25 protein-coding genes are annotated in these 26,689 nt (G+C 71.3%); 16 read left to right on the forward strand and 9 right to left on the reverse strand.

Annotation, left to right across the window (positions count from 1 at the left end; translation table 11 throughout):
* Positions 1-10 precede the first annotated feature (10 nt).
* The gene (locus ABD205_RS08920) at positions 11-1,183 is read right to left on the reverse strand and encodes an NAD(P)/FAD-dependent oxidoreductase (protein ID WP_344044398.1); all 1,173 of its coding nucleotides are present in this window, start codon (positions 1,181-1,183) and stop codon (positions 11-13) included.
* Positions 1,180-1,374 (reverse strand): ferredoxin, encoded by a 195-nt coding sequence (locus ABD205_RS08925; protein ID WP_344044399.1) that lies wholly within the window; start codon positions 1,372-1,374, stop codon positions 1,180-1,182. Before ABD205_RS08925 ends, ABD205_RS08920 begins: the two co-directional genes overlap by 4 nt.
* A 254-nt stretch (positions 1,375-1,628) precedes the next feature.
* Between ABD205_RS08925 and ABD205_RS08930 the strand changes: the two genes are divergently transcribed.
* Genes ABD205_RS08930 through ABD205_RS08940 form a run of 3 tightly spaced genes read left to right on the forward strand, consistent with a single transcriptional unit; the run spans position 1,629 to position 5,062 of the window.
* Positions 1,629-2,393 (forward strand): SDR family NAD(P)-dependent oxidoreductase, encoded by a 765-nt coding sequence (locus ABD205_RS08930; protein WP_344044400.1) that lies wholly within the window; start codon positions 1,629-1,631, stop codon positions 2,391-2,393.
* Positions 2,394-2,428: 35 nt separating this feature from the next.
* The gene (locus tag ABD205_RS08935; protein ID WP_344044401.1) at positions 2,429-4,231 is read left to right on the forward strand and encodes an AMP-dependent synthetase/ligase; all 1,803 of its coding nucleotides are present in this window, start codon (positions 2,429-2,431) and stop codon (positions 4,229-4,231) included.
* Positions 4,232-4,234: 3 nt separating this feature from the next.
* Positions 4,235-5,062, forward strand: coding sequence for an SDR family oxidoreductase (locus ABD205_RS08940; protein ID WP_344044402.1), 828 nt, complete (start codon positions 4,235-4,237; stop codon positions 5,060-5,062).
* Between the two features lie 7 nt (positions 5,063-5,069).
* Here the strand turns inward: ABD205_RS08940 and ABD205_RS08945 are convergent, their stop codons facing one another.
* The 7 genes from ABD205_RS08945 to ABD205_RS08975 all read right to left on the reverse strand — a co-directional run bounded on the left by ABD205_RS08945 (position 5,070) and on the right by ABD205_RS08975 (position 11,126).
* A complete protein-coding gene (locus ABD205_RS08945) occupies positions 5,070-5,369 on the reverse strand; it encodes a DUF202 domain-containing protein (protein WP_344044403.1) in 300 nt (99 codons plus the stop codon).
* Positions 5,366-5,725 (reverse strand): YidH family protein, encoded by a 360-nt coding sequence (locus ABD205_RS08950; RefSeq protein WP_344044404.1) that lies wholly within the window; start codon positions 5,723-5,725, stop codon positions 5,366-5,368. Before ABD205_RS08950 ends, ABD205_RS08945 begins: the two co-directional genes overlap by 4 nt.
* Positions 5,722-6,873, reverse strand: coding sequence for a thiolase family protein (locus ABD205_RS08955; protein WP_344044405.1), 1,152 nt, complete (start codon positions 6,871-6,873; stop codon positions 5,722-5,724). The genes ABD205_RS08950 and ABD205_RS08955 overlap by 4 nt, the downstream gene beginning before the upstream one ends.
* Positions 6,866-8,041 carry an acyl-CoA dehydrogenase family protein gene (locus ABD205_RS08960; protein WP_344044406.1) on the reverse strand — a complete coding sequence of 392 codons (1,176 nt, stop codon included), beginning with the start codon at positions 8,039-8,041 and terminating at the stop codon, positions 6,866-6,868. Before ABD205_RS08960 ends, ABD205_RS08955 begins: the two co-directional genes overlap by 8 nt.
* Positions 8,041-9,189 carry an acyl-CoA dehydrogenase family protein gene (locus ABD205_RS08965; protein WP_344044407.1) on the reverse strand — a complete coding sequence of 383 codons (1,149 nt, stop codon included), beginning with the start codon at positions 9,187-9,189 and terminating at the stop codon, positions 8,041-8,043. Before ABD205_RS08965 ends, ABD205_RS08960 begins: the two co-directional genes overlap by 1 nt.
* Positions 9,190-9,221: 32 nt before the next feature.
* On the reverse strand, positions 9,222-10,016 hold the full coding sequence (locus ABD205_RS08970) for an enoyl-CoA hydratase/isomerase family protein (protein ID WP_344044408.1): 795 nt from the start codon (positions 10,014-10,016) through the stop codon (positions 9,222-9,224).
* Positions 10,017-10,112: 96 nt separating this feature from the next.
* Positions 10,113-11,126 carry a LysR family transcriptional regulator gene (locus ABD205_RS08975; RefSeq protein WP_344044409.1) on the reverse strand — a complete coding sequence of 338 codons (1,014 nt, stop codon included), beginning with the start codon at positions 11,124-11,126 and terminating at the stop codon, positions 10,113-10,115.
* A gap of 226 nt (positions 11,127-11,352) precedes the next feature.
* Here ABD205_RS08975 and ABD205_RS08980 point away from each other — a divergent pair, with 226 nt between their 5' ends.
* The 13 genes from ABD205_RS08980 (at position 11,353) to ABD205_RS09040 (ending at position 26,666) form a co-directional block, all read left to right on the forward strand.
* Positions 11,353-12,582 carry a cytochrome P450 gene (locus ABD205_RS08980; RefSeq protein WP_344044410.1) on the forward strand — a complete coding sequence of 410 codons (1,230 nt, stop codon included), beginning with the start codon at positions 11,353-11,355 and terminating at the stop codon, positions 12,580-12,582.
* A 10-nt stretch (positions 12,583-12,592) separates the two neighbouring features.
* Positions 12,593-12,814 carry a ferredoxin gene (locus ABD205_RS08985; protein ID WP_344044411.1) on the forward strand — a complete coding sequence of 74 codons (222 nt, stop codon included), beginning with the start codon at positions 12,593-12,595 and terminating at the stop codon, positions 12,812-12,814.
* A gap of 62 nt (positions 12,815-12,876) precedes the next feature.
* Positions 12,877-14,472, forward strand: a complete 1,596-nt coding sequence (locus ABD205_RS08990) for a long-chain-fatty-acid--CoA ligase (RefSeq protein ID WP_344044412.1) — start codon at positions 12,877-12,879, stop codon at positions 14,470-14,472.
* Between the two features lie 340 nt (positions 14,473-14,812).
* Positions 14,813-16,126 (forward strand): ABC transporter substrate-binding protein, encoded by a 1,314-nt coding sequence (locus ABD205_RS08995; protein WP_344044413.1) that lies wholly within the window; start codon positions 14,813-14,815, stop codon positions 16,124-16,126.
* A 78-nt stretch (positions 16,127-16,204) separates the two neighbouring features.
* Entirely contained in the window at positions 16,205-16,969 is a 765-nt protein-coding gene (locus tag ABD205_RS09000; protein ID WP_344044414.1) for an ABC transporter ATP-binding protein, read from the forward strand.
* Positions 16,966-17,682 (forward strand): ABC transporter ATP-binding protein, encoded by a 717-nt coding sequence (locus tag ABD205_RS09005; RefSeq protein WP_344044415.1) that lies wholly within the window; start codon positions 16,966-16,968, stop codon positions 17,680-17,682. The genes ABD205_RS09000 and ABD205_RS09005 overlap by 4 nt, the downstream gene beginning before the upstream one ends.
* Before the next feature lie 19 nt (positions 17,683-17,701).
* Positions 17,702-18,661 carry a branched-chain amino acid ABC transporter permease gene (locus ABD205_RS09010; protein WP_344044477.1) on the forward strand — a complete coding sequence of 320 codons (960 nt, stop codon included), beginning with the start codon at positions 17,702-17,704 and terminating at the stop codon, positions 18,659-18,661.
* Positions 18,658-19,776 (forward strand): branched-chain amino acid ABC transporter permease, encoded by a 1,119-nt coding sequence (locus ABD205_RS09015; protein WP_344044416.1) that lies wholly within the window; start codon positions 18,658-18,660, stop codon positions 19,774-19,776. The genes ABD205_RS09010 and ABD205_RS09015 overlap by 4 nt, the downstream gene beginning before the upstream one ends.
* Positions 19,773-20,978, forward strand: a complete 1,206-nt coding sequence (locus tag ABD205_RS09020; protein WP_344044417.1) for an acyl-CoA dehydrogenase family protein — start codon at positions 19,773-19,775, stop codon at positions 20,976-20,978. Before ABD205_RS09015 ends, ABD205_RS09020 begins: the two co-directional genes overlap by 4 nt.
* Positions 20,975-21,709, forward strand: a complete 735-nt coding sequence (gene fabG / locus ABD205_RS09025; protein ID WP_344044418.1) for a 3-oxoacyl-ACP reductase FabG — start codon at positions 20,975-20,977, stop codon at positions 21,707-21,709. The genes ABD205_RS09020 and fabG overlap by 4 nt, the downstream gene beginning before the upstream one ends.
* Positions 21,706-23,166 carry an aldehyde dehydrogenase gene (locus tag ABD205_RS09030; protein ID WP_344044419.1) on the forward strand — a complete coding sequence of 487 codons (1,461 nt, stop codon included), beginning with the start codon at positions 21,706-21,708 and terminating at the stop codon, positions 23,164-23,166. Before fabG ends, ABD205_RS09030 begins: the two co-directional genes overlap by 4 nt.
* 331 nt (positions 23,167-23,497) lie before the next feature.
* Positions 23,498-25,123, forward strand: coding sequence for an AfsR/SARP family transcriptional regulator (locus ABD205_RS09035; RefSeq protein ID WP_344044420.1), 1,626 nt, complete (start codon positions 23,498-23,500; stop codon positions 25,121-25,123).
* Positions 25,124-25,133: 10 nt separating this feature from the next.
* On the forward strand, positions 25,134-26,666 hold the full coding sequence (locus tag ABD205_RS09040; RefSeq protein WP_344044421.1) for an Ig-like domain-containing protein: 1,533 nt from the start codon (positions 25,134-25,136) through the stop codon (positions 26,664-26,666).
* Positions 26,667-26,689 lie beyond the last annotated feature (23 nt).

Below are 26,689 nucleotides of genomic sequence, written 5' to 3' on the forward strand. Positions count from 1 at the left end.
GCCGTGCCTCTCAGCAGGAGACCGGCTGCTGGTCGACGAGCGCCTGCCGCAGCGCGCGGAGCTGGCGCGGCATGTTCCAGCCGGCGACGGCCGTGACCCGTCCGTCGGCGTCGTGCTGGACCGCAGCGAACGGCCCCTCGTCGAGGGATCCCTCGACCGCGGCGAAGTCGTCGGCGGTCGGCCTGCCGTAGACCTGGATCCGCACGTCGTACTGGTCGCTCCAGAAGTACGGCACGGGGGCGAAGGGCGTGCGCTGGCCGAGCAGCGTCTTCGCAGCCGCCATGCCCTGCTCGGTGGCGTTCATCCGGTGCTCGAGCCTAAGGCGGCCGAGAGCGGGGTGGAGCCACGAGGCGACGTCGCCGGCCGCGACGACTCCCGGTGCCGCCTGGCAGAACTCATCGCACTGGACACCGTCGTCGAGGAGGAGGCCGCTCCCGCGCAGCCAGTCGGTGACCGGCTCTGCACCGATCGCGACGAGGAGGACGTCGGCCACGATCTCGGCACCGTCGTCGAGGACGACGCCGACGGTCCGGCCGTCCTTCTCGCGCACGTCGGCGACGCCACGGCCGCACAGCAGCGTGACGCCGTGGTCGCGGTGCAGCTGCGCGACCCGGCCTCCGATCCGCCGCCCGAGCTGGCGTTGCAGCGGCAGGTCCAGAGGATCGATGACCGTGACGTGGCAGCCGATCTGCGCCGCCACCGCAGCCGCCTCGGTGCCGAGGAAGCCCGCACCCACGACGACGACCGCCGCCCCTGGCACCAGCTCCCGACGCAATGCCAGGGCGTCCTCGACGGTCCGCAGCACGTGGGCGCCGGGGCTGCCTGAGACGAACGGCAGCCTGCGCGCGCGCACGCCGGTGGCGATGACCAGACCGTCGAAGGCGACCTCGGCGCCGTCCGCCAGCCGGACGTGCCGGGCGCCGAGGTCGAGGTGGTCGGCAGGCACCCCGAGCCGCCACTCGGCGTCGAGCGCCTCGAGCGCGGAGGAGGGCCGGAGCGCGAGCTTGTCCTCGGCCCAGTCGCCGCGGAGCAGCTGCTTCGACAGCGGTGGTCGGTCGTAGGGCGGCCGCGGGTCGCCGTCGACCAGCACCAGCCGGCCGCCGTGCCCCTCCCGTCGCAAGGTCTCGGCGGCGGTCAGGCCGGCCGCGGAGACGCCGACCACGACGACCTGATCGAGCGTCATCCCTCGACCGCGATCGCCAGCGCCGGGCAGAGCAGCGCGGCCTCGTGGACCTGGGCGTCGAGGTCGCTCGGCGGCGAGTCCTGCAACAGGATGACGATGCCGTCGTCGTCGCGCTGGTCGAAGACCTCCGGGGCGGCGAGGACGCACTGCCCGCCGCCGACGCACTTGTCCTCGTCGATGTGGATCTTCATCAGGTCGGTCCTTCCGATCAGGTGTCTTACGGTGAGGATGTCGGGAGTCAACAGCGATCTTCGCGGAAGCGTCTTCGCGGAGGATGGCGCCATGACGAATCGCGGCAACTTCTCTCAATGAAGTGTTCACTTATTCTGTCTGATGTCAAGATTGCGACTCAAACACCCAATCACATCGTGATCACCGTGGGTTCACTTGACATGCATCTCATGCCCGCCTATAAGTTAATGACCGTTCGACCCTAGGAGGATCCTTGTCTGCCACTGCCCTCGTCACCGGAGCCGCTCGCGGCATCGGCCGGCAGATCGCGCTGCGCCTCGCCCGCGCGGGCTACGCCGTCGCTGTCGTCGACACGGACTTCGACGGATACCGGGAGTACGGCGAGGCCGAGGTTCCGATCGTCGAGGAGCTGCGCGCGATCGGGGTGCCGACGCTGGCGGTCGAAGCCAGCACCACCGACGTCGACGCCATGGACGCGCTCGTCGCGCGCATCGTCGATGAGTGGTCACACCTCGACGCGCTGGTCTGTAACGCGGGTGGTGGGAGCGGTGCGCTAGCCGAGAACACGGCGGCCACCATCGACCTGATCGCACTCGACGACGTCCTGCAACGCAACCTGCACGGCACGATCGTGACCGTGCAGGCCGCGCTCCCCGCGCTGCGGCTGGCGACGAACCCGGCGATCGTGACCATGGGCTCGCTGACGGGCGTCGTCCCGAGCCCGCAGGGGAGCTACGCCCACTACGCCATCACCAAGGCTGCGGTCATGCACTACACGCGCTACCTCGCGAACGAGCTCGCACCGGAGGGGATCCGGGTGAACTGCATCGCGCCGGGCTTGGTCTCGACCGGTCGGCTCAAGGAGAGGCTGAGCGCGCAGCCCGAGCGTGCGCGCGCGTTCGAGGGCAAGCTCGGCACGCCCGAGGAGGTCGCCGAGTCCGTGCGCTTCCTTGTCTCCTCCGCCACCACGCACATGTCGGGCCAGGTGCTGCAGCTGTGGCCGCCGGACGCTCGCTGACGACCTCTCACCCCAGACGACCCAGGAAGGCAACCGTGCCCCTCCAGATGACGACCCAGCAGGTCGCGGCCGCGCAGAGCCTGTGCCACGTTTTCCAGTCCACCGTGGCGGCGCGCCCTGACCAGGTCGCGCTGAAGGCATGGGAGGACGGCCGGTCCTTCACCTGGCGCGAGTACGGCGACCAGGTCCGCCGCATCGCCGCCGGTCTCGCCGGGCTCGGGGTCCGTCGCGGCGACACCGTCGCGATCATGCTGACCAACAGGCCCGAGTTCCACCTCGTCGATGCGGCGGTGATGCACCTGGGTGCCACGTCGTACTCGATCTACAACACGTTCACCGCCGACCAGGTCGCCTCGCTCTTCGGCAGCGCCGGGAGCCGGGTGGCCGTGTGTGAGCCACGGTTCAGCGAGGTCATCCGGACCGCGGCCCTGCAGCATCCCGACACGCAGGTGGTCTGCATCGACGACGCCGCCGAGGACCAGGTCTCCCTCGAGGCGCTCGTCGCCATGGGCGACCCCGACTTCGACTTCGACGCGTCCTGGCAGGCGGTCGGCCGCGACGACCTCGTCGCGCTGATCTACACCTCGGGCACGACCGGTGATCCCAAGGGTGTCGAGATCGCACACGGCAACCTGCTCTACTCCGCCTCCACCCGCGCAGCGCAGCAGTCCGAGTTCACGACCCCGGAGGCGGAGGAGCGAGTGCTGTCCTACCTGCCCGACGCCAACCTCGCGAACCGGTTCGCCGCGCACTACGTGCCGATGGTGACCGGGGCGACGGTGACCGACGTGGCCGACGGCAGGTCGGTGCTGCCGGCGTTCATGGAGATCCACCCGTCGACCTTCATGGGCGTCCCGATGATCTGGTACAAGCTGAAGGCGATGATCGAGAACGCGATCGCCGCCGAGGCGCCCGCGGAGCGGGCCCCGGTCGAGCAGGCGCTCTCGGTCGGCCGCGAGAAGGTGAAGCTCGAGCTCGCCGGTGACCCGGTTCCCGAGGGGCTCGCCACCGAGTACGCCGCGGCGGACGCGGCCGTCCTCCGCCCCTGGCGGGAGCGTTTCGGGGTGGACGCGCTCTACTACGCGACCTCGGGCGGCGCGCCGATCGCTCCGGAGACGCTGGAGTTCTTCCTGGCGCTGGGCGTGCGCGTCTGCGAGGTCTACGGGCTCACCGAGAGCGCCGCCTCCGGCATCGCCAACCACCCGGACCGCATCCGGACGGGCACCGTCGGACAGCCGCGCAACGGGGTGGAGGTGCGCCTCGCCGACGACGGCGAGCTCCTCCTGCGCAGCCCCGGCATCATGCGGGGATATCGCAACGACCCCGAGAAGACCGCGGAGGCGGTCGACGCCGAGGGCTGGCTGCACACCGGCGACATCGCGACGGTCGACGAGGACGGCTACGTCCGGATCGTCGACCGCAAGAAGGACATGATCATCAACTCGTCGGGCAAGAACCTCGCTCCGGCCAACATCGAGAACGCGATCCGGCTGGCCTGCCCGCTGGCAGGATCGGTCGTCGCCGTTGGCGAGGGGCGGCCCCATGTCGCAGCGCTCGTCGTGCTGGACCGGGAGCAGGCGGCCGCCTTCGCGGCGGACCACGACATCACGGACCTTCGCCCCGAGGCGCTCACCCGCGACCCTCGCGTGCTGAGTGCCGTGGCCGAGGGCATCGAGCGCGGCAACGAGCGGCTCTCCCGCGTCGAGCAGGTGCGCGCCCACGTCGTGCTGCCGACCTACTGGGACGCGAACAGCGACGAGCTCACGGCGACGACGAAGGTCAGGCGCAAGCTGGTGCACGAGAAGTACGCCGCCGAGATCGCCGCGCTCTACAGCTGACCGATGGGTGGCCCAGTCTCGAGCAGCCGGACACTCGTCGTCACCGGAGCCGCGCGCGGCATCGGCGCCGCCACCTGCGACCACCTCCGCTCCCAGGGGCACCGCGTGATCGGTGTCGACCTGGCCGGCGTCGACGTGGCGGTCGACCTGGGGGAGGAGAGTGGCCGCACCGGTCTCGTCGAGGCCGTTCGCCGTCTCGCCCCGGACGGGATCGACGGCATCGTGGCCAACGCGGGCGTCCACCGCCGCGACAGCGCGACCGTGAGGGTCAACATCTTCGGAGCCGTCGCCACCCTCGAGGGTCTGCGGCCCCTGCTGCGCGCCGAGGCGCCGCGCGCGGTGCTCGTGACCTCGCGCGCCGTCCTCCTGCCGGTCGACGACGGGGTGGTCGAGGCCTGCCTGGCCGGAGATGAGGAGCGGGCCGTCCGGCTGGTCGACGCCCTCCCGGGGGACGACGAGCACCTGGCCTACGCCAGCAGCAAGCGGGCGGCGGGCCGGTGGCTGCGCCGGATGGCGCCGACCGCGGCGTGGGCCGGCGCCGGGATCCCTCTCAACGCCGTCGCCCCGGGGTGGGTGAACACGCCCATGACCGCACGGGCGCGGACGACCGAGGAGGTCGCCCGGGTGATGGCGGCCCGGCCGATGCCTCTGGGCGGACGTGCGGAGCCTGAGGACGTCGCACCGGTGATCGACTTCTTCCTCAGCCCCGCCAACACCCGGATCACCGGGCAGACGCTGATCGTCGACGGCGGTGGCGAGACGCTGATGTGCCGCGAGGACATCTGGGCGGGCACGACGCGTCCCGCTGGCCCACCCGTGACGGCCCGCTGACCGGAGGTCACAGGCCCGCGCAGAGCGCGACGAGCGCGAGGACCGCGAGCAGCCCCACGGCAGCCGAGGTGAGTCGGACCAGCCGTGAGGACGTGTGCTCCTGACGGCGCCGGACATGGGCACCGATCACCACACCCGACGCGGCGACAGCTGCGCCGAGGAGCAGGAGGACGGACGACCAGGCGCGCTCGCGGACCATCGCGTGATGCGCGACCAGGGCGGCCGTGGCCCCGACCGAGGCGACCGTACGGCGCCACGACAGCTCGGTCCGGCTCGCCTGGAGGCCGTCGCCCGTCGGTGCCTTCACGTCACCAGGAGGAGCGCGGTGCCGGCGGCTGCCAGCACGACGACCGCCAGCACGAGAACCGCGATCAGCCGGGTCCCGGGCAGGGGAAGGCCGCGCCGGATCGCGGCCTGGCTGCGCCGCCAGTGAGCCGGTGCACCGAACGCGAGGACGAGGGCGGTGACCAGGCAGGTGATCGCCAGGAGAACCACCAGGACGCGGCCGGTGTCGCCGGTCGCCGAGACCTGGCCGACGGCGACACCGCCGGCGACCAGGGCCAGGGCTGTGCGGATCCAGGCCAGGAAGGTGCGCTCGTTGGCGAGGGTGAACCGGTAGTCCGGCTCCTCCTCGGCGGCGAGGCCGGCGGGGGCCGCGCTCACCGGCGGAGGTTCTCGAAGATCGTCGCGTTCGCCATCCCACCGGCCTCGCACATCACCTGCAACCCGTAGCGCTGCCCCCGGGCGTGCAGGTGGTGCAGCAGCGTGGTCGCGATCCGTGCTCCCGACCCACCGAGCGGATGTCCGAGCGCGATCGCGCCCCCGAGCGGGTTGACCTTCTCGGGGGAGACGCCGGTCTCGGCGAGCCACGCGCCCACGACGCTGGCGAACGCCTCGTTGACCTCGAAGGTGTCGATGTCATCGAGGCCCAGGCCGGCGCGGTCGAGCGCGCGGCGTGTGGCCGGAGCGGGGGCGCCGAGCATCGCGATCGGGTCGTCGCCGATCGCGACCGCCGTGTGTACCCGCGCCCAGGGGGTCAGACCGAGCTCCCGGGCACGCTCCGACGTCGTCACGAGGACGGCCGCGGCGCCATCGGAGATCTGCGACGAGTTGCCGGCGGTCACCACGCCGTCCTCCTTGAACGCGGCCCGTAGCCCGGCCAGGCCCTCAAGCGTGGACTCACGGATGCCCTCGTCCTGGGCGACCACCCCGGCCTCCGTCGTCACCGGCGCGATCTCGGCGTCGAAGGCCCCGCCCAGGCGCGCCCGTGCGGCCCGCTGCTGTGAGCTGAGGCTGTACTCGTCGAGCCAGGTCCGGGCGAGGTCGTAGCGGGCGGCGAGGAGCTCGGCGCCGAGACCCTGGTTGAACTCGTGGCCGCCGTACCTCTTCTCCATCAGCGGCCCGAAGGGGAGGCCGGGTCCGCTACGGCGCGCCGAGCCCATCGGGACCCGCGACATCGACTCGGCGCCGCCGGCGACGACGAGGTCGGCCTGTCCCGAGGCGACGGCGGCGGCGGCGAAGTGGATCGCCTGCTGGCTCGAGCCGCACTGGCGGTCGACGGTGGTGCCCGGCACCTGCTCCGGCCATCCGGCAGCGAGGACCGCGCTGCGAGCGACGTTGGCCGCCTGCTCGCCGACCTGACCGACGACGCCCCAGATGACGTCGTCGACGAGGGCCGGGTCGATCGCCGCCCGCTCGGCGAGCGCGCCGAGGACGTGCGCCGACAGGTCGACGGGGTGGATGCCGGCGAGGCCGCCGTTGCGGCGGCCGACGGGGGTGCGGACGGCCTGGACGATCACCGCGTCACGCATGGGGGTTCCTTTCGTCAGAGGTGCTGAGGAGCGTCGGGAGTGCGCGTGCGAGGTTGCGCTCGTGCAGCTGCGAGGCGCCCTCGTAGATCCGCAGTGCACGGACGTCCCGCCACATCCGCGGCACCGCGTGCGGGCCGACGATGCCGGCCCCGCCGAGCACCTGGACGGCGCGGTCGGCGACCGCGGAGGCCATCTCGGTGCAGTAGAGCTTGGCCGCGGAGATCCGCTCGCGCGGCGGGCCGACGCGGTCGAACTCGCGGGCACAGTCGACGACGAGCGCCCGGCCCGCCTCGAGCTCGGCATAGCTGCGCCCGAGCATCGACTGCAGCGCGCCCAGCTCCAGGAGGGGCTGGCCGAACTGGTGCCGGGAGGCCGCGTGCTCGGTCGCTTCCTGGAGCAGGCGCGTGGCCTGGCCGACGGCCGTGGCGGCGACATGGATCCGCGCGTGGTTGATGCCGCGCATCGCCTGTCGCAGCCCCTGGCCCTCGACGCCGCCGAGCAGATCGGCACGGCCGACGCGCACGTCGACGAGGTCGATCTCGGCGACCGGACCCTCGGCGTGGCCGTTCATCTGCTCGGGGACGCGAGTGGTCACCCCGGCCGCGGTCCGGTCGACCAGGAAGGCCGACAGCGCCGACGACTCCTCGTGACGGGCGAAGACCAGCAGGACGTCGGCCCAGTGGCCGTTGGTGATGTAGCGCTTGCTGCCGTTGAGCACGAAGCCGTCGCCGTCGGCCACCGCGGTCGTGCGGACCGCCGTCGCGTCGGTGCCGGCGGACTCCTCCGTGAGGGCGAACGCCGCGACCGTGCGGCCGGCGGCGAACTCGGGCAGCAGCCGTGCCCTCTGATCCTCGGTCCCATGCGCCGCGACCGCCTGGGAGACCAGGCCGATCGTCGTCGAGAAACGGGAGCGGTAGACCACGCTCGCGCGGGTGAACTCCATGGTCAGCAGGACCTGCTGCTCGACGCTCCAGCCGAGGCCGCCGTGCTCGGGGCCGAGGGTGATCGCGAACAGTCCGAGCCCGGCCATCCGATCGACGAGCCGGGGTGGCACCTCGCCGAGCCGGACCATCTCCGGCTCGGCGGGGATGAGCTCCTCGTCGGTGAACGCTCGGATGGTGGCGACGTAGTCCTCGAAGGTGAGCGCCCGGACGTCCTCCGCGAGCATCACAGACCCATCGACTTGGAGATGACGCTCTTCATGACCTCGCTGGTGCCTCCGTAGATCCGGGTGACGCGAGCGTCGGCGTAGAGGCGGGCGATCGGATACTCGCGCATGTAGCCGTATCCACCGTGCAGCTGGAGGCACTGGTCGATCACCCGAGCCTGCATCTCGGTGCAGAACAGCTTGACCAGTGCGGCGTCCGCAGCCGTCAGGGTGCCCGCGTCGAGAGCTCGCAGCGCGCGGTCGACGAGAGCCTGGCCCGCCTCCACCTGCGTGTGGCACTCGGCGAGGGTGAACTTGGTGTTCTGGAAGGCCGCCACCGGCTTCCCGAAGACGTGCCGCTGCTGGACGTAGTCGGTCGCGAAGCGCACCGCGGCCCGCGCCGTGGCCTGCGCGTTGACCGCGATGGTCAGCCGCTCCTGGGGAAGGTTGTGCATCAGCATCGCGAAGCCGTCGCCCTCCTCACCCAGGAGGTTGGCGGCCGGGACGCGTACGTCGTCGAAGAACAGCTCGGCGGTGTCCTGGCTCTTGAGGCCGATCTTGTCGAGGTTGCGCCCTCGCGAGAAGCCCGGCATGCCGTCCTCGACCACCAGCAGGGAGAGGCCTGCACGTCGGTCGCCGTCAGCCCTGGCCGTGCGGGCGACGACGATGACGAGGTCGGCGTTGATGCCACCGGTGATGAAGGTCTTCGCACCGTTGAGGACCCAGTGGTCGCCGTCGCGGACCGCGGTCGTGGCCATGCCGGCGAGGTCCGACCCGGTGCCGGGCTCGGTCATCGCGATGGAGGTGATCAGCGAACCGTCGGCCAGGCCGGGGAACCAGCGCTCGCGCTGCTCGGCGTCGGCGTATTCCAGGAAGTACGGCAGGACCGTGTTGAGGTGGACCTGGAGGCCGCCGAGGTTGCCGGCGGCCGCGCAGACCTCCTCGACCACGATGGCGTTGAAGAGGAAGGTGCCGAGACCCGCGCCGCCGTACTCCTCGGGGATCTGCAGTCCGTTGATGCCGAGCTCGGCGGTCTTGGCGAAGAGGTCCTTGGGCACGATCCCCGCTGCCTCCCAGGCAGCCATGTGCGGGGTGACCTCCTTCTCGACGAAGCGGCGGACCGCGTGACGGAAGTCGTCGTGCTCGTCGGTGAAAAGGTCGCGGTGCATGGGTCTCCTCAGGGATGGGGGATGGTCGGGCGTCAGCGGCCGACGAAGACCGGCTTCCGGCGCTCGAGGAAAGCGGCAGCAGCCTCCTGCGCGTCGGCGCTGTGGAAAGAGGCGACCATCCGGTCGATCTCGCCGGGCAGGTAGGCGTCGAGGTCGTCCTCGACGGCTGCGAGCAGGTTCTGCTTGGCGCCGCGCAGCGCCAGGGGAGCGTGTGACGCGAGGCGCCGGGCCCAGGCGGCTGCGGCGTCGGGGAGCTCGTCGGCGGGCACGACCCGCGTCACCAGGTCGAGCGACCGTGCGCGCTCGGCGTCGATCCTGCCCGGGTCGAGCATCACCTCCCGGGCGCGTGCGGGACCGACCGCCCGGACCAGGTGCCAGGCCGAGCCGAGGTCCCCGGACAGTCCGGCGCTGACGAACGCCGTGTTGAACACCGCGCTGGCTGATGCGATCCGAAGGTCGGCGGCAAGTGCGAGCGACAGGCCGGCGCCGGCACACCCGCCGTCGACGGCGGCGATCGTCACCTGGGGCAGCCGGTGCAGGGCCGTGACGGTGGCCGTGACCGCGCTCAGCCGCGCCGTGTCGGCGGCCACCGAGTCGCGACGCAGCGTGCGCTGCTCGGGACCGGCGGCGAGATCGGCGCCCACGCAGAAGTCCCGACCATCGCCCGCGAGGACGACCACGGAGACCCGCGGGTCCTGGTGCAGGCCGACGACGACGTCGGCCAGGTCGGTCAGCATCGACCACGACACGGCGTTGCGACGCCCGGGGTTGCTGAGCACCAGGTGTGCGACGTCCCCGTCGGCGTGCAGTCGGACGGTGCCGGCCATGAGTCTCCTTCCCCCGGACGGATCGGCTCGTCCATTGAAGGCCGCGACGACCGACTCGGTCCAAGACCAAGAGACACCTGGAATGAGTGGGATCGCCTATGGATGCGTGGGACGGACCTGAGGATCGGCGCGGTTGAGCGCCCGCAGTCGGCGGTCGGCCTCGGCGGTCACCCGCCCTGCCGCCTCCACCGTGGTGAGGCCCTTGGCCCGTTGCACCGCGACGCCGGCGCGCCAGGCGTCCACCGAACGGTGCACGTGGGCGAGGAAGTCCTGCGTGGCCGTCGTCAGTGGGGCCTGACGGTGGACGACGCCGATGCTGCGGGAGAGGCCGGGCGTGAGCTCGCGTACGACGCCACCGCGCTGCCGCGCGTCGATCGCGGCGCGCAGCGAGACGATCGCCGCCCCGGCGCCGGCGAGGACCATCGGGATCACGGCGCCGCGCTGGGGCACCTCGACGACCACACGGGGCTCGACGCCTTCGGCACGCAGCGACTGCTCGATCCAGTCCCGGGTCGAGGTGCCCCGGCCACTCATCACCAGTGGCGCGTCCTGCAGCGCCGAGGCAGACGTGGGGTCGGGCCAGTGGTCCTCGGTGCCGGGCGGTGTTACGAGCACGAACGTCTGGTCGACCAGCGGCTCACCGGCGAGGTCCGCGGGCAACGGCGCCGCGAGGATGCCGAGCTCGCAGGCGCCGCTGCGCACCAGCTCCGCGACGTCCGAGGCATCGTCGCGCTCCTCGATCCGGAACCGCACTCCGGGGTTCCGTGCGCGGAAACGGGCGACCCAGATCGACAGCGGATCGGTCGACACGTCGGCGAGCGCAGCCAGGTCGATGGCGCCACCTCGCCCGGCGCCCACGGTCTCCACGGCCTCCCGGGCCGCCGCCGCTGCGCGCAGCGTCAGCCGCGCGGGACCGACCAGGGCCTCGCCCGCCGGCGCGAGGACGAGCCCGCGACCGACCCGGTGGAAGAGCGGGTTGCCCAGCTCGCGCTCGAGACGCCGCACCGACTGCGAGAGCGACGGCTGCGCGACGTGCAGCGCCTCGGCGGCCCGGTTCACCCCGCCGTGCTCGACCACGGCGAGGAAGTACTCCAGCTGGCGCAGGTCCATGGGAGCACCGTAGAAGGCCCGCTCGGCCGCGGGATACGTGATGTGAGCAAAGGTTCGATGAAGACAGGATCAGAGGGAGAGGATGACGGCGTACCGATTCCTCACGTGTGCGCTGAAAGAGGCAGATCTTCAGTCCGCTCTTCTTGACACCAACGCTGTGAAGTGAATTACTATTTGGGAGAAGAGCCATCCAGTGGGCAAGCCCCGCGTTCACCTTGGGAGGGTCATGCACACCCCCGAAACCCTCGACTACCCACTGCCGCGCGACGTGGCCCGGTGCCCGTTCGACCCGCCCGCAGAGCTGGCGGCGATCCGCGCCGACGAAGGGCTCACGCGGGTGAGGATCTGGGACGGTAGCGAGCCGTGGCTGGTGACCCGCCACGCCGACGTCCGGGCGGTGCTCAACCATCCGGCGGTGAGCGCCGACACCGACAACGAGGCCTACCCGCACACCTCCGCGGCCATCCAGGCGCGACGCTCGCGTGCCAAGACCTTCCACACCTCCGACGGCCCCGCGCACGACGAGCCTCGGCGCGTGCTGACGCGTGAGTTCACGGCCAAGCGGATGCAGTCGCTGCGAGACGTGGTCCAGAAGGTCACCGACGACGCGATCGACGGCATCCTGACCGGCGAGAAGCCGGTCGACCTCGTCGAGAAGCTGGCGCTCCCGGTGCCGACTGTGATGATCTGCGACCTGCTCGGGGCCCCCTACTCCGAGCACGACCGGGTGCAGGAGCTCACCAAGATCTTCGTGGCGGCCTCCTCGACCCCCGCTGACACCACGGCGGCCGCGAGTGAGCTGCTCGACATGATGGGACGCCTTCTCGACGAGAAGAGCGTCAACCCCACCGACGACCTGCTGAGCAGGTTGGCGACCGAGCAGTTGGTCCCTGGCCTCATGACCCGCGAGGCGCTCGCCCGGATGGGCCTGGTCCTCCTCACCGCCGGCCACGAGACGTCGGCGAACATGATCGCCCTCGGCACCGCGACGCTGCTGAGCAACCCCGAACAGGCTGCCCTCCTTCGCGAGAGTGACGACCCGCAGGTCGCCGCTGGTGCGGTCGAGGAGCTGCTGCGCTACCTGACGATCGTGCACAGCGGTCTGCGACGGGTGGCCATCGACGACTTCGAGGTCGCGGGCACCCAGATCCGTCGCGGTGACGGGCTCGTGCTGTCGATCGACTCGGCCAACCGTGACGCCGCGGCCTTCGCTGACGAGGACCACCTCGACCCCGACTCCCTCGACATCACCCGACCCGCCCGCCACCACGTGGCTTTCGGCTTCGGCATCCACCAGTGCCTGGGGCAGCAGCTGGCGAGGGTCGAGCTCCAGGTCGTCTTCTCCACCCTGTTCCGCCGCATCCCGACACTCGCACTTGCGCAGCCGCTCGCGGAGGTGCCCTACAAGACGGACATGTCGATCTACGGCGCACACCAGCTGCTCGTGACGTGGTGAGGGGGCAGCGATGAAGGTCCACATCGACGAGGACAAGTGCGTCGGCGGCGGTCAGTGCGTCCTCGCCGCCCCCGAGGTCTTCGACCAGCGCGACGACGACGGCATCGTCATCCTGCTGCAGGAGGAGCCCCCGACGGATCTCGATCCTCAGGTGCGCGAGGCGGCGCTGCTCTGCCCGGCGCTCGCCATCCTGCTCGAGGAGACTCCGAGCGGGGCCGCGCAGGCACCGTGAGCGGCCCGCGGTCGAGCCGGGCCGGCGGAAGGGGATGTACGGCCGCCCGGTGATCGGGCAGGTTGCCTAGCAGGACCACACAGGAGGACGTCGTGAACCTGACCCACGCACTGCACCGGGCGCTCGAGCAGCGCCCCGAGCGTGTGATGACGATCGACCACGACCGCATCCGGACCACCCGTGAGGTGGGGGAGCGGGTCGCGCGGCTCGCGGGCGCCCTGCGAGGCGCCGGTGTGGGTGCGGGTGACCGGGTCGCCATCGTCGCGCTCAACTCCGACCGTCATCACGAGGTCTTCCTCGCGAGCTGGTGGGCCGGTGCGGTCGCCAACCCCGTCAACACTCGATGGTCGGCCGGCGAGATCGCCTATGCGCTGGCGGACTCGGGCAGTGAGGTGGTCTTCCTCGACGACGGGTTCGTCGGCATGGTGCCCGAGCTGCGCCGCCGTGTCCCCGGGCTGCGGCTGCTCGTCCACTGCGGGTCGGGCGAGACGCCGGACGGCCTGGTCGCCTACGAGGACCTCGTGGCCGACGGCGAGCCGGTGGAGGACGCCCGGCGCGGCGGCGACGACCTCGCGATGCTGCTCTACACCGGCGGCACGACCGGCATGCCGAAGGGCGTCATGGTCACCCACCGCTCCTTCGCGACCTCCCTGCTGAGCCACCAGCTCGTAGGGTCGTCGACGGTCGCCGGCGGCGTCACGATGCTCACGGCGCCGCTGTTCCACATCGGCGCCCTGCTCAGCTGGTATGCGCAGACCCTGCTCGGCGGCTCGCTGGTCTTCGTCCCTGCGTTCACCCCCGAGGGAGTCCTGGGCACCATCCAGCGGTACGGCGTCACGAGCTGCGCACTCGTCCCGGCGATGGTGCAGCGACTCTTCGAGCACCCGGACTTCGACTCCTACGACGTGAGCAGCCTGAAGATCATCGGCTACGGCGCCGCCGGCACACCGCAGAGCCAGCTCGAGGCTGCGCTGGCGCACTTCCCGAGCACTGACTTCGTGCATGTCTACGGCATGACCGAGACCGGTGTGCTGACGTCGCTCAGCGGGCCCGAGCACCGCGCCGGCGGGCCACAGCTGCGATCCGTCGGGCGCCCCACACCACTGGTCGAGATCGCGATCGTCGACCATGACGGCCGGCGGCTGCCGGCCGGCGAGGTGGGCGAGGTCGTCACCCGCGGCGAGCACGTCATGGCCGGCTACTGGAACAAGCCCCAGGTCACGGCCGCCACGGTGCGCGACGGCTGGCTGCACACCGGCGACGGCGGCTACCTCGACGAGGACGGCTACCTCTACATCGTCGACCGGATCAAGGACATGATCATCACCGGCGGCGAGAACGTGTACTCCGCCGAGGTCGAGAACGCCCTGGCGTCCCACCCTGCGGTGGAGGCCTGCGCGGTGATCGGCGTGCCCGACCCCGACTGGGGTGAGCGCGTCCACGCGGTCATCGTGCTCCGACCCGGGCACACGGCGACGGCGGACGAGATCCGGGCGCATGCCAAGGCCCAGATCGCCGGTTACAAGTCGCCCCGGTCGGTGGAGTTCGTGGCCGCGATGCCGGTCTCCGGCACCGGGAAGATCCTCAAGCGCGACCTCCGTGCCACCTATGCGGAGGGCAACGCACAGCAGGTCACCACGGCCGACACGCAGCCGTGACGGTCGACAGCGTCGCGCACTGCAGTGAAGGCCCCGGAGGTTCGCACGAGTTGCTTGACAAGGGTCACAAAGGCTCCGTAGCCTAACCGTCACTCACATAGATGAATTGCAGCGGGCGACCCAACGGTCGTCTGGTGCCGTTTGACATGCCTCTCCCGTACGGCGAACGCCCAAGGGGGGAGTCGTGGCTCGTGATCGGTCTCGGGGCGCGACTCGGGTCGCATCGTTCCAGGTTCCAAACCAACAGTCACTTCTCTCGCCATCCTGTGCGTCGAGTCCCGACGCAGGCCGCCGTCCGGTGGTCAACGGGCCGGCGGACCCATCGAAGGGAAAGACACGAATGAACAGCTACGGACGGCTCCGCACGCTGATCACCGCTGCCGCGGTCGCCGCGACCGTCACGGCGTGCTCGAACACGTCCGACGGAGGTGCGGCGGGTGTCGCCGGCACCGACGCGGGCGGCGCCTTCAAGGTCAGCTCGAAGGCATGCCCTCCCGACGCGGCCAAGGCGCTCGGCAAGGGCGAGACCATGAAGATCGGCACGACCTGGCCGCTGTCCGGCCCGTACGCTGCGCTCGGCCTCCCGTTCGTCGAGGGTGCGAAGGTGGCCTTCGCCAAGGTGAACGCTGCGGGCGGCATCGACGGACACGACCTCCAGCTCGACCCCAAGGACGACGGCTACGACCCGTCGAAGACACTTCCCGCCGTCACCGAGCTTGTCCAGAAGGACAAGGTCTTCGCCACGCTCGGTCAGGCCGGCACCCCGAACGTCGCGGCCGTGCAGCCGCTGCACGAGCAGACCTGCACGCCGCAGCTCTTCGTCGGCAGTGGCGCGCCGCAGTTCAGCGACCCGGCGAAGCACCCGTGGACCCTGGTCGGACCCATGGCCTACACGACCGAGGCCCAGATCTGGGCCGACTACCTCGCCGAGAACAAGCCAGGCGCCAAGGTGGCCTACCTCCAGCTGGACAACGACAGCGGCCAGGCCTACGCGGACGGCTTCACGGCCGCGGCGAAGGAGAAGGGGCTGACCATCGTCGCCTCGGAGAAGGCGGCCGTGGACGCCGCGTCCGTCGAGAACCAGGCGACCAACATCCTGGCGGCGAAGCCCGACGTCGTCATCCTCATGTCGATCGGCTCGTCGTGCGCCAAGGCCTTGGGCGCGGTCGCGGCCGGTGGCTTCAAGGGGCAGATCATCACGGCGTACACCTGCAGCGCTCCCGACATCTTCCCGGTGCTCGGCGCCGCGGCGGACGGCGCGCTCTTCGTCGACGTCAGCAAGCAGGTCACCGACACCAGCGATCCAGACATCACGCAGTTCCTCGCCGACGTCGACAAGTACGGCAGCGGCGGCGACAAGCCGAACGACACCACCCTGCTCGGCTACCGCTACGGGCTGCTCCTCGCCGACACGGCGAAGGCCGCGGCCGCGATGGACGGCGGCCTGACGCGCGTCAACCTGATGAACGCCGCCTGGCACCTGGACTCGAAGTGGTTCGCGGCGGTCGGTGGTGCCGCCAAGACCGACGGCACCAAGGACGCCTACGCCCTCGAGACCGGGCAGATGCTCGGCTGGGACGCGAAGAGCCAGAAGTTCCACCCGGTCGGCGACCTCCTCGATCGCGAAGGCAAGACCGGCTCGTACTCGGGCTGACGCACTTGAGCCCGGCCGGGCCAGCCACGCGGCGCCCGGCCGGGCTCACACGACATGGTCGGAGAAGGAAGAAACACGATGGCACTGTTGGACGTCGCAGACGTGACCGTCCGCTTCGGCGGCATCCTCGCCCTCAACGAGCTCTCGTTCGTCGTCGAGCAGGGCCAGATCTGCGGATTGATCGGTCCGAACGGCGCCGGCAAGACGACGCTGTTCAACTGCATCAGCCGCGTCTACCAGCCGACCAGTGGCTCGATCTCGTTCGCCGGCAGCGACCTGCTCGCGGTGCCCGCCTGGGGGACGGCCCGGCTCGGCATCGCCCGGACGTTCCAGAATCTCGCACTGTTCCCGTCATTGACCGTCGCCGAGAACGTGATGGTGGGCGCGCACTCGTCGTCGCGGCAGAACTGGCTGACCTCGGCTCTCCGGATCCGCACGCGCCGGGAGGACGAGGAGCAGCTCGCCCGTGCCTGGGGCCTGCTGCAGTACCTCGGCCTGGAGCAGCACGCGTTCCGTCCGTGCGCCGGGCTGCCCTTCGGCACCCTCAAGCGGGTCGAGATCGCCCGTGCCTTGGCCGCGAGCCCACGGCTGCTGCTGCTGGACGAGCCGGCCTCGGGGCTGACCCACTCCGAGGTGGGCGAGCTCGCCGACACGATCCGGGCGATCCGGGCCGACTTCGACCTCTCGGTGCTGCTCGTCGAGCACCACATGCAGATGGTCATGGGGCTCTCGGACAACGTCGTCGTCCTCGACTTCGGCCGCAAGATCGCCGACGGCGCCCCCTCGGCGGTCCGCGACGACCCGGCGGTCATCGAGGCCTACCTGGGAAGCGGTGTGGCATGACGTTGCTGGAGGTCGAGCGTCTACAGGCGTCGTACGGCCAGGTCCGCGCGCTGCACGGGATCGACCTCTCGGTCGAGCCCGGCGAGGTCGTCGTCCTGATGGGCGCCAACGGCGCGGGCAAGACGACCACCTTGCGAGCGCTGTGTCAGATGCCGGGGCTCACCGTGAGCGGGAGCGTGCGCTTCGACGGCCGGTCGCTGTCCGGGGTCCGCACCGAGCACCTCGCCGGGCTCGGCATGGCGCACGTGCCGCAGGGTCGTGGGACGTTCCCGGAGCTGACGGTGGAGGAGAACCTCCAGGCCGGCGCCTACGTGCGCCGTGACCGCGCCGGCATACGCAGTGACATGGAGCGTTGGTACGACACCTTCCCGCGTCTCTCGGACCGACGCGCACAGGTCGCCGGCACCCTCTCCGGAGGGGAGCAGCAGATGCTCGCCGTCGCACGGGCGTGCCTGAGCCGCCCGCAGCTGCTGCTCCTCGACGAGCCGTCGCTCGGACTGGCGCCGCTGGTCATCCACCAGCTCTTCGAGATCTTCGCCGAGCTCAACCGCACCGACGGGACGGCGCTCCTCGTCGTCGAGCAGAACGCCTCGCTCGCCCTGTCCATCGCCACGAGGGCCTATGTCATCGAGTCGGGCGAGATCGTGCTCAGCGGTCCCGCATCCGATCTGCAAGCCGACGACGGCGTTCGCCGCGCCTACCTCGGGTTCTAGGAGGTCGACTGTGTTCCCCATGCTCGCGCTGCCCCTGGCGCTCCCCGGCGTCAACGACGCCTTCTTCAATGCCTCCTACGTCCTCCAACTGCTCACCAACGGTCTGTCGAACGGCGCGGTGTACGCACTTATGGCGCTCAGCGTCGTGATCATCTATCGCACGACGGGCCACATGAACTTCGCCCAGGGGGAGATGGGCACGATCGGCTGCCTGCTCGTCTTCTCCGTCTCCGTGAGCCACGGCGTGCCGTACTGGATCTCGATCCCGGCCGCGATCGCGATCTCGATGATCGTCGGCGCGCTGCTCCAACGCACGCTGGTGCAGCCGGTGGAGCGCCGGGGCGGGATGGGCGTGATCCTGGTGACGCTCGGGCTCTTCCTCATCTTCAACTCCATCGACAGCGTCATCTGGGGGACCGACCCGCTCCAGCCGGTGCGACCGTTCCCGTCCCGGCCGGACGACCATCTCGTCGTCATGCACGGGCCTCCTCAGTTCGCGATCCGATACTCCGCTGTCGGCGTCTGGATCACGCTCGGCGTCGTCGTCCTGCTGCTGCACCTCCTCCTCCAGCGCACGAGGCTCGGCCTCGGCTACCGGGCGGTCGCGGCCAACGCGGACTCGGCGCTGCTCGTCGGCATCCCGAAGGACCGGATGCTGATGCTGGGCTGGGCGCTGGCCGCCGGGCTGGGCACGCTGGCGGCGGTCCTCTTCTCCCAGACGACCGGCTCGCTGGACTTCAACCTCATGGCGTCGGTGATCCTCTACGGACTCGCCGCGGCAGCGCTGGGCGGCTTCGACAGCATCCCCGGCGCCGTCGTCGGAGGCGTCGTGGTGGGTCTGGTGGAAGCGCTGGTGCCCGCGTTCTTCAGCTTCATCGGCTCCGAGCTCAGCCTCGTGATGGCCCTCCTGGTCATCGTCGTGGTGCTGCTCGTCCGACCCCAGGGCATGTTCGGCAAGGCGAGAGTGGTGCGGGTATGACGGCACGAACGATCCAGCACGGCTCCCGTGAGCACCGGCTCTGGCAGGCGCTGCTCTACGGCGGCCTCGCCGTCCTCGTCCTGGTCATCGCGCTCACCCAGCCCGACTACCGGATGGTCCAGTTCAGCGCGGTGGCGGCGTGGTCGGTCGCCCTGCTCGGGATGAACCTGATCATCGGGTACGGCGGCCAGATGGCGCTCGGCCACAGCGCGTTCTTCGGCTTCGGCGCCTACCTGACGGCGATCCTCTACAGCGACTACGGGGTGTCCTTCGTCGGGACGCTCCCGATCTCCGCGGTCGCCGGCGCCGTCGTCGGCCTCCTGCTCGGGCTGCCCGCGCTCCGGATCAGCGGCCTCTACCTCGCCCTGGTCACCCTGGCGGTGGCGCTGGCCTTCCCGAGCGTCGTGAAGATGGACCAGCTGAGCGCGCTCACCGGCGGCGCCAACGGCAAGCTCGCCTACATCGTCTGGCAGCCGCCGTCCTGGCTGCCGTTCGCCGTGACGAGCGCCGGCTGGGTGCTCCTGACGATCTCGACCTTCGCCGCGGTGCTCTTCCTGCTGGCGTCGAACGCGATGCGCAGCCGCGTCGGTCGCGCTGTCCTCTCGCTGCGGGACAACGCGATCGGGGCAGCCGTCTCCGGCGTCCATCCGGCCGTATGGCGGACCTCGACCTTCGCGGTCAGCGCGGCCTACGCCTCGTTGGCCGGCTCACTGATGATGCTCGCCGTACCGATCGTCGGACCGGACAGCGGCGGCTTCCTGGCCGCCGTCACCTTGATCACCGGCATGGTGATCGGAGGGGCGAGCACGATCTCCGGCGCTGTCATCGGGGCAGTGGCGGTCGTCTGGCTGCCCGAGCTCAGCAAGTCCTGGGCCGGGGCGCTCCCGCTCGTCTCCGACAGCGACGGCACGGTGCTCTCGACCGCGGTCTACGGCGCGGTCCTCATCGTGGTCGTCTTCGTGATGCCCGGGGGCGTCGTCGAGTTCCTCCGCAAGGCGCGCTCCCGCATCGCGGTCGTCGTCCCACGGATCCCGACCGCGAGTACCGGCCTGGCCGCCGTACCCACCCCACACACCGCCCAACTCGAAGCCCAACTGGAAGTGGAGCAGCCATGACCACCCTCGCCAGCGACCCGTCGACGTACGTCGGCAATCCCGACGTCCCCGACGACGTGTTCGCCGACGTCCTCCGGCAGGTCACCGACTTCGTCCGCACGCGAGTCGTGCCGCGCGAGACGGAGATCATGACGAGCGACGCGATCCCTGCCGACCTGCGTGCGCAGGTGGCCGAGATGGGCCTGTTCGGCTACGCGCTCCCGCAGGAGTGGGGTGGGCTCGGACTGGACATCGTCCAGGACGTCGAGGTCACCATGCAGCTGGCCTACACGTGCCTGGCGGTGCGCTCGATGTTCGGCACCAACAACGGCATCGCTGGCCAGGTCCTCGTCCGCTACGGCACGGACGAGCAGCGTGCGCGCTGGCTGCCCGAGCTCGCCGCGGGGCGCGTCGTCGCCTCCTTCGCCCTGACCGAGCCGGGCGCCGGCTCCGACCCGGCGGGAATGCGGACGAGCGCTCGCCCCGACGGTGACGGCTGGGTCCTCGACGGCTCGAAGCGCTTCATCACGAACGCGCCCGACGCGCAGCTCTTCGTCGTCTTCGCACGAGTGCATCGGGCGGACGGGAGCGAGGCTGGCATCGGGGTGTTCCTCGTGCCGGCTGACACACCGGGCCTCGAGGTCGGGGCGAAGGACGCCAAGATGGGACAGGAGGGGTCGCGCACCGCGGACGTCACCTTCAACGGCGTGCGGGTCGGTCCCGACGCGGTCGTCGGCGGCGACGTCGAGGTCGGCTACCGCGCGGCGATGTCGTCGGTGGTCCGCGGCCGACTCATCGTCGCCGCGATGGCGGTCGGCTCGGCGCAGCGTGCGCTGGACGAGTCGGTCGCGTACGCCGCCTCCGCCACGCAGGGCGGCACGCCGATCGGGGACTTCCAACTCGTCCAGGCGATGCTGGCGGACCAGCAGGCCGGCGTCCTGGCCGGCCGGGCTCTGGTGCGCGAGGCTGCCCGGCTGTACGCGACCGGCGCCGACACCCGGATCGCCCCCTCGGCGGCGAAGCTCTACTGCACAGAGATGGCCGGGAAGGTCGCTGACCTCGCCGTCCAGGTGCACGGCGGCACGGGCTACATGCGCGAGGTCCCCGTCGAGCGGATCTACCGCGATGTACGCCTGATGCGGCTCTACGAGGGGACCAGCGAGATCCAGCGGCTCATCATCGGACGCTCGCTCGTGCGCGCGGCCCAGACGGGGAGGTCGTGACGGTGCTCGCCGGACGAACCACTGTCATCACCGGGGCAGCCCAGGGCATCGGGCTCGCGATCGCACGCCTCTTCGCTGAGAACGAGGCCATGGTCGTCGTCGCCGACCTCGACGAGACGCGCGCGAAGGAGGCCGCCGAGTCCCTCGCGGGCGAGGCCATCGGCGTGCGCTGCGACGTGACCTCCGTCGCCGAGGTCGAGGCCCTGCTCGACGCCGCGGTGACGGCGTACGGCGGTGTGGACGTCATGGTCAACAACGCCGGCATCACCCGCGACGCCACCCTGCGGACGATGACCGAGGACGACTTCGACCGCGTCATCGACGTCCACCTGCGTGGTTGCTGGAACGGCACGCGGGCCGCTGTTGCCCGAATGCGCGAGTTCGGGGGTGGGTCGATCGTCAACATGTCGTCGATCTCCGCCAAGGTCGGCTTCGTCGGACAGACGAACTACTCGGCCGCCAAGGCCGGCATCGTCGGGCTCTCCAAGGCTGCTGCCAAGGAGGTCGCACACCGCAACATCCGGGTGAACGTCATCCAGCCGGGCCTGATCCGCACGGCGATGACGGAGGCGATGCCCGAGCGGGTGTGGGACCAGAAGCTGGCCGAGGTGCCGATGCAGCGCGCCGGCGAGCCGGACGAGGTCGCCAAGGTGGCGCTCTTCTACGCCTCCGACCTGTCGTCGTACATGACCGGCACGGTCGCCGAGGTCACCGGGGGGAGGTTCATGTGAACGCGCTCCAGCGCCGGGTCTATGACTACGACCGGCTGTTCATCGGTGGTCGCTGGGTCGAGCCTGCGGGCGCGGACGTCATCGAGGTGGTGAACCCGCACGACGGGTCGCCGGTCGGCTGCGTCCCCCACGCCTCGCGACAGGATGTCGATGCCGCCGTGGCGACCGCGCGCGAGGCGTTCGACGATGGCCGCTGGTCGGGGCTGCCGCTCGATGAGCGGCTCGCCGTCCTCGAGCGGCTGAGCACGCTGCTCACCGAGCAGATCCCGGAGATCGCGACACTCATCACCCGGCAGAACGGCTCGCCGATCACCTTCAGCACCCGTGCGCAGGCGGGCGTGTCGGCCGCGATCTATGCGATCAGTGCGAGCGTCGCCCGCGGCTTCGCCTTCGAGGAGCGGCGTGACGGCCTGCGCGGGCCGGTCGTGGTCCGCCGTGAGCCGGTCGGTGTCGTCGCCGCCGTCATCCCGTGGAACGTGCCGGCCTTCGCGGCGTCCCTCAAGCTCGCCCCCGCCCTGGCCGCCGGCTGCACCGTGATCCTCAAGCCGTCGCCCGAGGCACCCCTCGACGCCAACCTCCTCGCCGAGGCGAGCGCCGAGGCCGGCCTGCCGAGTGGCGTGCTGAGCGTCCTTCCCGCCGACCGTGAGGTCAGCGAGTACCTGGTCGGACACCCCGGCGTCGACAAGGTCTCCTTCACGGGGTCCGTCACGGCCGGCAAGCGGGTCATGGAGGTCGCTGCCGGCAACCTGAGCCGGCTCACCCTCGAGCTCGGCGGCAAGTCGGCAGCGGTCCTGCTCGAGGACGCCGACCTGGACACCGCGGTGCCGGTCATCGCCGGTGCGTCCTGGGCGCTCAACAACGGTCAGGCCTGCATCGCCCTCACGCGGGTGCTCGCCCCGCGCAGCCGGTACGACGAGGTCGCCGCCCGGCTCGCTGCCGCGGCCTCGGCGCTCGCCGTCGGAGACCCGATGGACGCGGCGACGCAGGTGGGACCACTCGTCACGGCACGACAGCAGCGGCGCAACCTCGACTACATCCAGCTCGGGCTGGAGGAGGGTGCGACGCTCCTGGCCGGCGGCGCCGTGCCGCGCGGCCTGGAGGGCGGCTACTACGTCGAGCCCACCTTGTTCGGCGACGTCGAGAGCTCGATGCGGATCGCGCAGGAGGAGATCTTCGGGCCGGTCGTCTGCCTGATCCCCTACGAGGACGAGGACGACGCGGTCCGCATCGCCAACGACTCCGAGTTCGGCCTGTCGGGAGCGGTCTTCACCGCCGACACCGAGCGCGGACTGGACGTGGCCCGACGCATCCGCACCGGGACGATCACCGTCAACGGGTTCGCCACCGAACCCACGGCGCCGTTCGGGGGCTTCAAGTCCTCGGGGCTGGGTCGGGAGATGGGCACCGACGGCCTGGCGGCGTACCTCGAAGCCAAGACCGTCGTCCTCGTCGGATGACGCCGACCGAGTCGCACTGGACGTCGCTGTCCGGTACGACGACCTCGGGCCGGCCGGTCCGAGGGCCTCGTCCGGAGTGATCCGGGCGGGGCCCTCCGGCATGTGCAGCTGCGGCCGCTGCCGCCCTGCCGGACGTCATACGAGTCGGCGGCTATCGCGGCCACCTCGTATGACGTCCGCGGGCGGTTCATGCCCAATGTGGGGTATGGCCGACGTGCGTTCCGTCACCGGTAGCGCCATGTTGCCATGATCAAAGATGCCGTCTTGGCGGACTGTGGCGCCGCGAATCGCGACGCCACCACGAGGTCGTCGGGTCTCGGGGGAGGCAGAGGTGACACAGCACAGCAGAGGCCGGGCGCAGTCCTGCAGCCTGCGTCTGCTGGGTCGATGGCAGCTGGTGGCCGACGGCGAAGACGTCGCTCTGAGCCATCGCGAGCAGCGCCTCACCGCCGTGCTCGGCCTCACGGGCCGCAGCAGCCGCCTGCACGTCGCCGGCGTCCTCTGGCCGGACAGCACGGATGACCGGGCACTGGCGAGCCTGCGTCGCGCGGTCCGTCAGACGCAGGAGCGCTGCCCCGGCCTGCTGCAGGCCGACCGCCTCAGCATCGGGCTGGACGCCGACGTCGAGGTCGACGTGGACGAGCTCAGGCATGCCGCGGCGGCCGAGGACGCGATCGCGGAGGGCGCGGCCGCGGCGATGCTCGGCCTGCTGGTGGGGGAGGAGCTGCTCCCCGGCTGGTACGACGAGTGGGTGCTGCCCGAGCGCGAGCGGCTCGAGCAGCTGCGCGTCAAGGCGCTGGAGCGGATCGCTCGGCAGGCGATCGAGGCCGGTGACCTGGCGCTCTGTGTGGATGCAGCGCACGCGATCTCCGACGTCAACCCGCTCCTGGAGTCGGCCGCTGAGCTCGCGATCCGCGCCCATCTCGGCCGCGGCGACCTCGGCAGTGCTCTGCTCGAGTTCGACCGCTACCGCCACGCCGTGAGGGAGGAGCTCGGCGTGCCGCCGTCGCGCACGATCGTCGAGCTGATCGAGCCCGCACTCGCGGAGTCGCGGACCGCCACCGACGATCCGGACGTGCCCGCGTCCGTGCCGGTGCCGGTGCACGCGGCTCCCGCCCGTCCTGACGTGCCGACGCCGACCCTCCGCGGGGACGACCCGGACGAGGAGGAGCCGGAGTTCGCCCGTCTCCTCGGTCCTGCCGCCGCGACCTCCGCCGTCCGCGGGGGCGTGGTGATCGCGGATCGACCGCGTGAGCCTGTGGTGTCCACCGGCGGCCGAGGCGCGATGGTGCGGCTTCTGGGCGTGGCCGCGTTGCTCCTGGCAGCCTCGATCGTCGTGCTCGGAGTCGGCCATACGCCCGGTGGGGGCAACAACGGCGGTGGCGCGGGTTCGCCTGGCGTCACGCACCCGAACGTCGGGGTGCTCCCAGCCGACAGTGCGATCCACCCGAGCACGATGCTGGTCCGCCTCGTCGGTGCCACCGCCGGCCGAGCGGCCTTCCTGGTCCGGACCGCGACCCAGCCCGCGCTGGTCCGCATCGAGATGCACGGGAACGTCGGCGGGAACATCGTGCGCAGCGTGCTGGTGCGTAGCCCCAACGGTCGCCGCCTGGAGCTGAGCGGCCTCCGACCGGGGATCTACCGCTGGTTGGCGACCTCGTCGGTCGCTGCCGCGGTGGGCGGACGGCTGCGCATCCCCGACCGGCCGGTCGCCGTACCCGTGAACGCGGCGGCCCACACCAACTCGGGCACCACGGTCGAGGCGGTCGACGCAGCGACACCACCTGCCGCGTCGAGCGCGGGGTCTACCACCGGGTCGAGCGCGGGGTCGAGCGCCGCGGGGTCGGCGGCTCCACAGCCGAGCAGCGGCAACCCGCAACCGCATCCGGCCCCGCGACCTCACCCCACCCGCCAGCCGAGGGACCCCGGCGCCCAGCCGGTCGGTCCCGTAGGTTGAGGAGGCAGTCATGTTCCGCTCGCTCACCGTCATCCGGCGCGGCAGTCTCCTGATCGTCACGCTCCTCCTGGTCGCGATGCCACTCGTCGCCGTGCCCACGGTGGTCACCGCATCGGCCGCGCACTCCGCCGGACGGTGGGCCGGCTACGAGATCCCGCGCACCGGTCGCGCGGCCGGTGGCTGGATCGGCGGATATCGGATCGGCGCGACGCCGATCTTCCTGGTCACTCCGAGCCGCGAGCCGAACCGTCGGGGCTACCAGCGCGCTCGCCTCGTCGACGACCTCAGCGGCCGGAGCGGGGCCACGCGTGGGGAGACGGCGCGCGCGGCCTGGATCCTGTCCAAGTACGGCGGCTACCGCGACGCCACGCAGGCCGCCGCCGTCGACGCGAGCGTCTACGCCCTCCTGGTCGGTGGCCGCTGGAGCACCAGCGGTGCTCGGGGTGCGCGTCGCATCAACGAGACGCCCGACTGGCTGACGGTGCGTCGGTTCGCGCGGATCATGCTGAACGAGTCGCGGCGCCACGCTGGGCCGTACCGCGTGCGGGTGACGGCGACGGGCACCGACGTGGGCGGCACGATCGAGGCGACGGTGACGGTCACCGATGGCCACGGCCGGCCGGCAGCCGGCCTGCCCCTGACCATCGCCGCCACGGGCGCCGCGTCGAGCCGGGCCGTGACCGGTGACAACGGCCGCGCGGTGGCGCGGTTCGCGGCTTCGAAGGCCGGGTGGCACCGCATCACCGCCATCGTGCGTGAGGTGCCCGAGCACCGCCTCCACCTGAGACTGCCGCTCCGACGGGGCCAGGCGGCCGCCGCCGAGGGAGGCGACCGGAGGACGCTCGTCGCCAGCACGCTGGCACCCGTACGAGGTCCGCAGGCGCTCGGTCTGCCGACCAATCCGGTCACCGTTGCAGCCGGTTCGCCGGCGCAGGTCGCGGTGACCGTCACCGGTGATGGCACGTCGCGCTCCGCCGTCGGGACCCTGTACGGACCCGCCGGCTCGGCCTCGCTGGCGCAGTGCGCGGGTCAGTCGGTCGGGACCGTGCGGACGACCGTGAGGGCTGACGGCCACTACGTGCTGCCGGGCCTGACGCCCCGCGTCGCCGGCTACTACGTCTGGCACGTGGCTGTCGCGGGCACGCCTACGGCGCTTCCCGTCGCAGCGTGTGGGGCAGACACAACGGTGAAGGCGGTGGCCGTGCTCTCGATGACCGCGCGGAACCCGACGACGCTCAAGGCGCCCGACAACGCCACGGTCGACGTCGCCCTGTCCGGGTGGTCCGGGACGCCGGGCGTCGACGTGACCCTCAATGTGTACGGTCCCTATGCCACCGAGCAGGCCCTGAGGCTCGCGGGCTGTAAGGGGACGATCCTCGACTCGCCGAGCCACAAGATGAACGGTGGCACGACGCTGCCGTTCAGCACCTACATCGAGCAGGCAGGCTGGTACGCACTCCAGGCGACGACCCCATCGACGGAGCTCAGCTTCGGTGCGCAGTCCTTGTGCGCGGATGCCGGCACCGAGCTGCACGTCTCCTGAGGCGGTCAGCGGCGTGGCCCTCA

This window comes from Nocardioides panacihumi (genome assembly GCF_039530925.1).
Classification (GTDB): domain Bacteria; phylum Actinomycetota; class Actinomycetes; order Propionibacteriales; family Nocardioidaceae; genus Nocardioides; species Nocardioides panacihumi.

Coding starts and splice junctions, on each gene's coding strand:
- ABD205_RS08920 (WP_344044398.1), bottom strand. CDS start 1,183: ATGACGCTCGATCAGGTCGTCGTGGTCGGCGTCTCCGCGGCCGGCCTG.
- ABD205_RS08925 (WP_344044399.1), bottom strand. CDS start 1,374: ATGAAGATCCACATCGACGAGGACAAGTGCGTCGGCGGCGGGCAGTGC.
- ABD205_RS08940 (WP_344044402.1), top strand. CDS start 4,235: ATGGGTGGCCCAGTCTCGAGCAGCCGGACACTCGTCGTCACCGGAGCC.
- ABD205_RS08955 (WP_344044405.1), bottom strand. CDS start 6,873: ATGCGTGACGCGGTGATCGTCCAGGCCGTCCGCACCCCCGTCGGCCGC.
- ABD205_RS08960 (WP_344044406.1), bottom strand. CDS start 8,041: ATGCTCGCGGAGGACGTCCGGGCGCTCACCTTCGAGGACTACGTCGCC.
- ABD205_RS08965 (WP_344044407.1), bottom strand. CDS start 9,189: ATGCACCGCGACCTTTTCACCGACGAGCACGACGACTTCCGTCACGCG.
- ABD205_RS08970 (WP_344044408.1), bottom strand. CDS start 10,016: ATGGCCGGCACCGTCCGACTGCACGCCGACGGGGACGTCGCACACCTG.
- ABD205_RS08975 (WP_344044409.1), bottom strand. CDS start 11,126: ATGGACCTGCGCCAGCTGGAGTACTTCCTCGCCGTGGTCGAGCACGGC.
- ABD205_RS08980 (WP_344044410.1), top strand. CDS start 11,353: ATGCACACCCCCGAAACCCTCGACTACCCACTGCCGCGCGACGTGGCC.
- ABD205_RS08985 (WP_344044411.1), top strand. CDS start 12,593: ATGAAGGTCCACATCGACGAGGACAAGTGCGTCGGCGGCGGTCAGTGC.
- ABD205_RS08995 (WP_344044413.1), top strand. CDS start 14,813: ATGAACAGCTACGGACGGCTCCGCACGCTGATCACCGCTGCCGCGGTC.
- ABD205_RS09000 (WP_344044414.1), top strand. CDS start 16,205: ATGGCACTGTTGGACGTCGCAGACGTGACCGTCCGCTTCGGCGGCATC.
- ABD205_RS09005 (WP_344044415.1), top strand. CDS start 16,966: ATGACGTTGCTGGAGGTCGAGCGTCTACAGGCGTCGTACGGCCAGGTC.
- ABD205_RS09010 (WP_344044477.1), top strand. CDS start 17,702: ATGCTCGCGCTGCCCCTGGCGCTCCCCGGCGTCAACGACGCCTTCTTC.
- ABD205_RS09015 (WP_344044416.1), top strand. CDS start 18,658: ATGACGGCACGAACGATCCAGCACGGCTCCCGTGAGCACCGGCTCTGG.
- ABD205_RS09020 (WP_344044417.1), top strand. CDS start 19,773: ATGACCACCCTCGCCAGCGACCCGTCGACGTACGTCGGCAATCCCGAC.
- ABD205_RS09040 (WP_344044421.1), top strand. CDS start 25,134: ATGTTCCGCTCGCTCACCGTCATCCGGCGCGGCAGTCTCCTGATCGTC.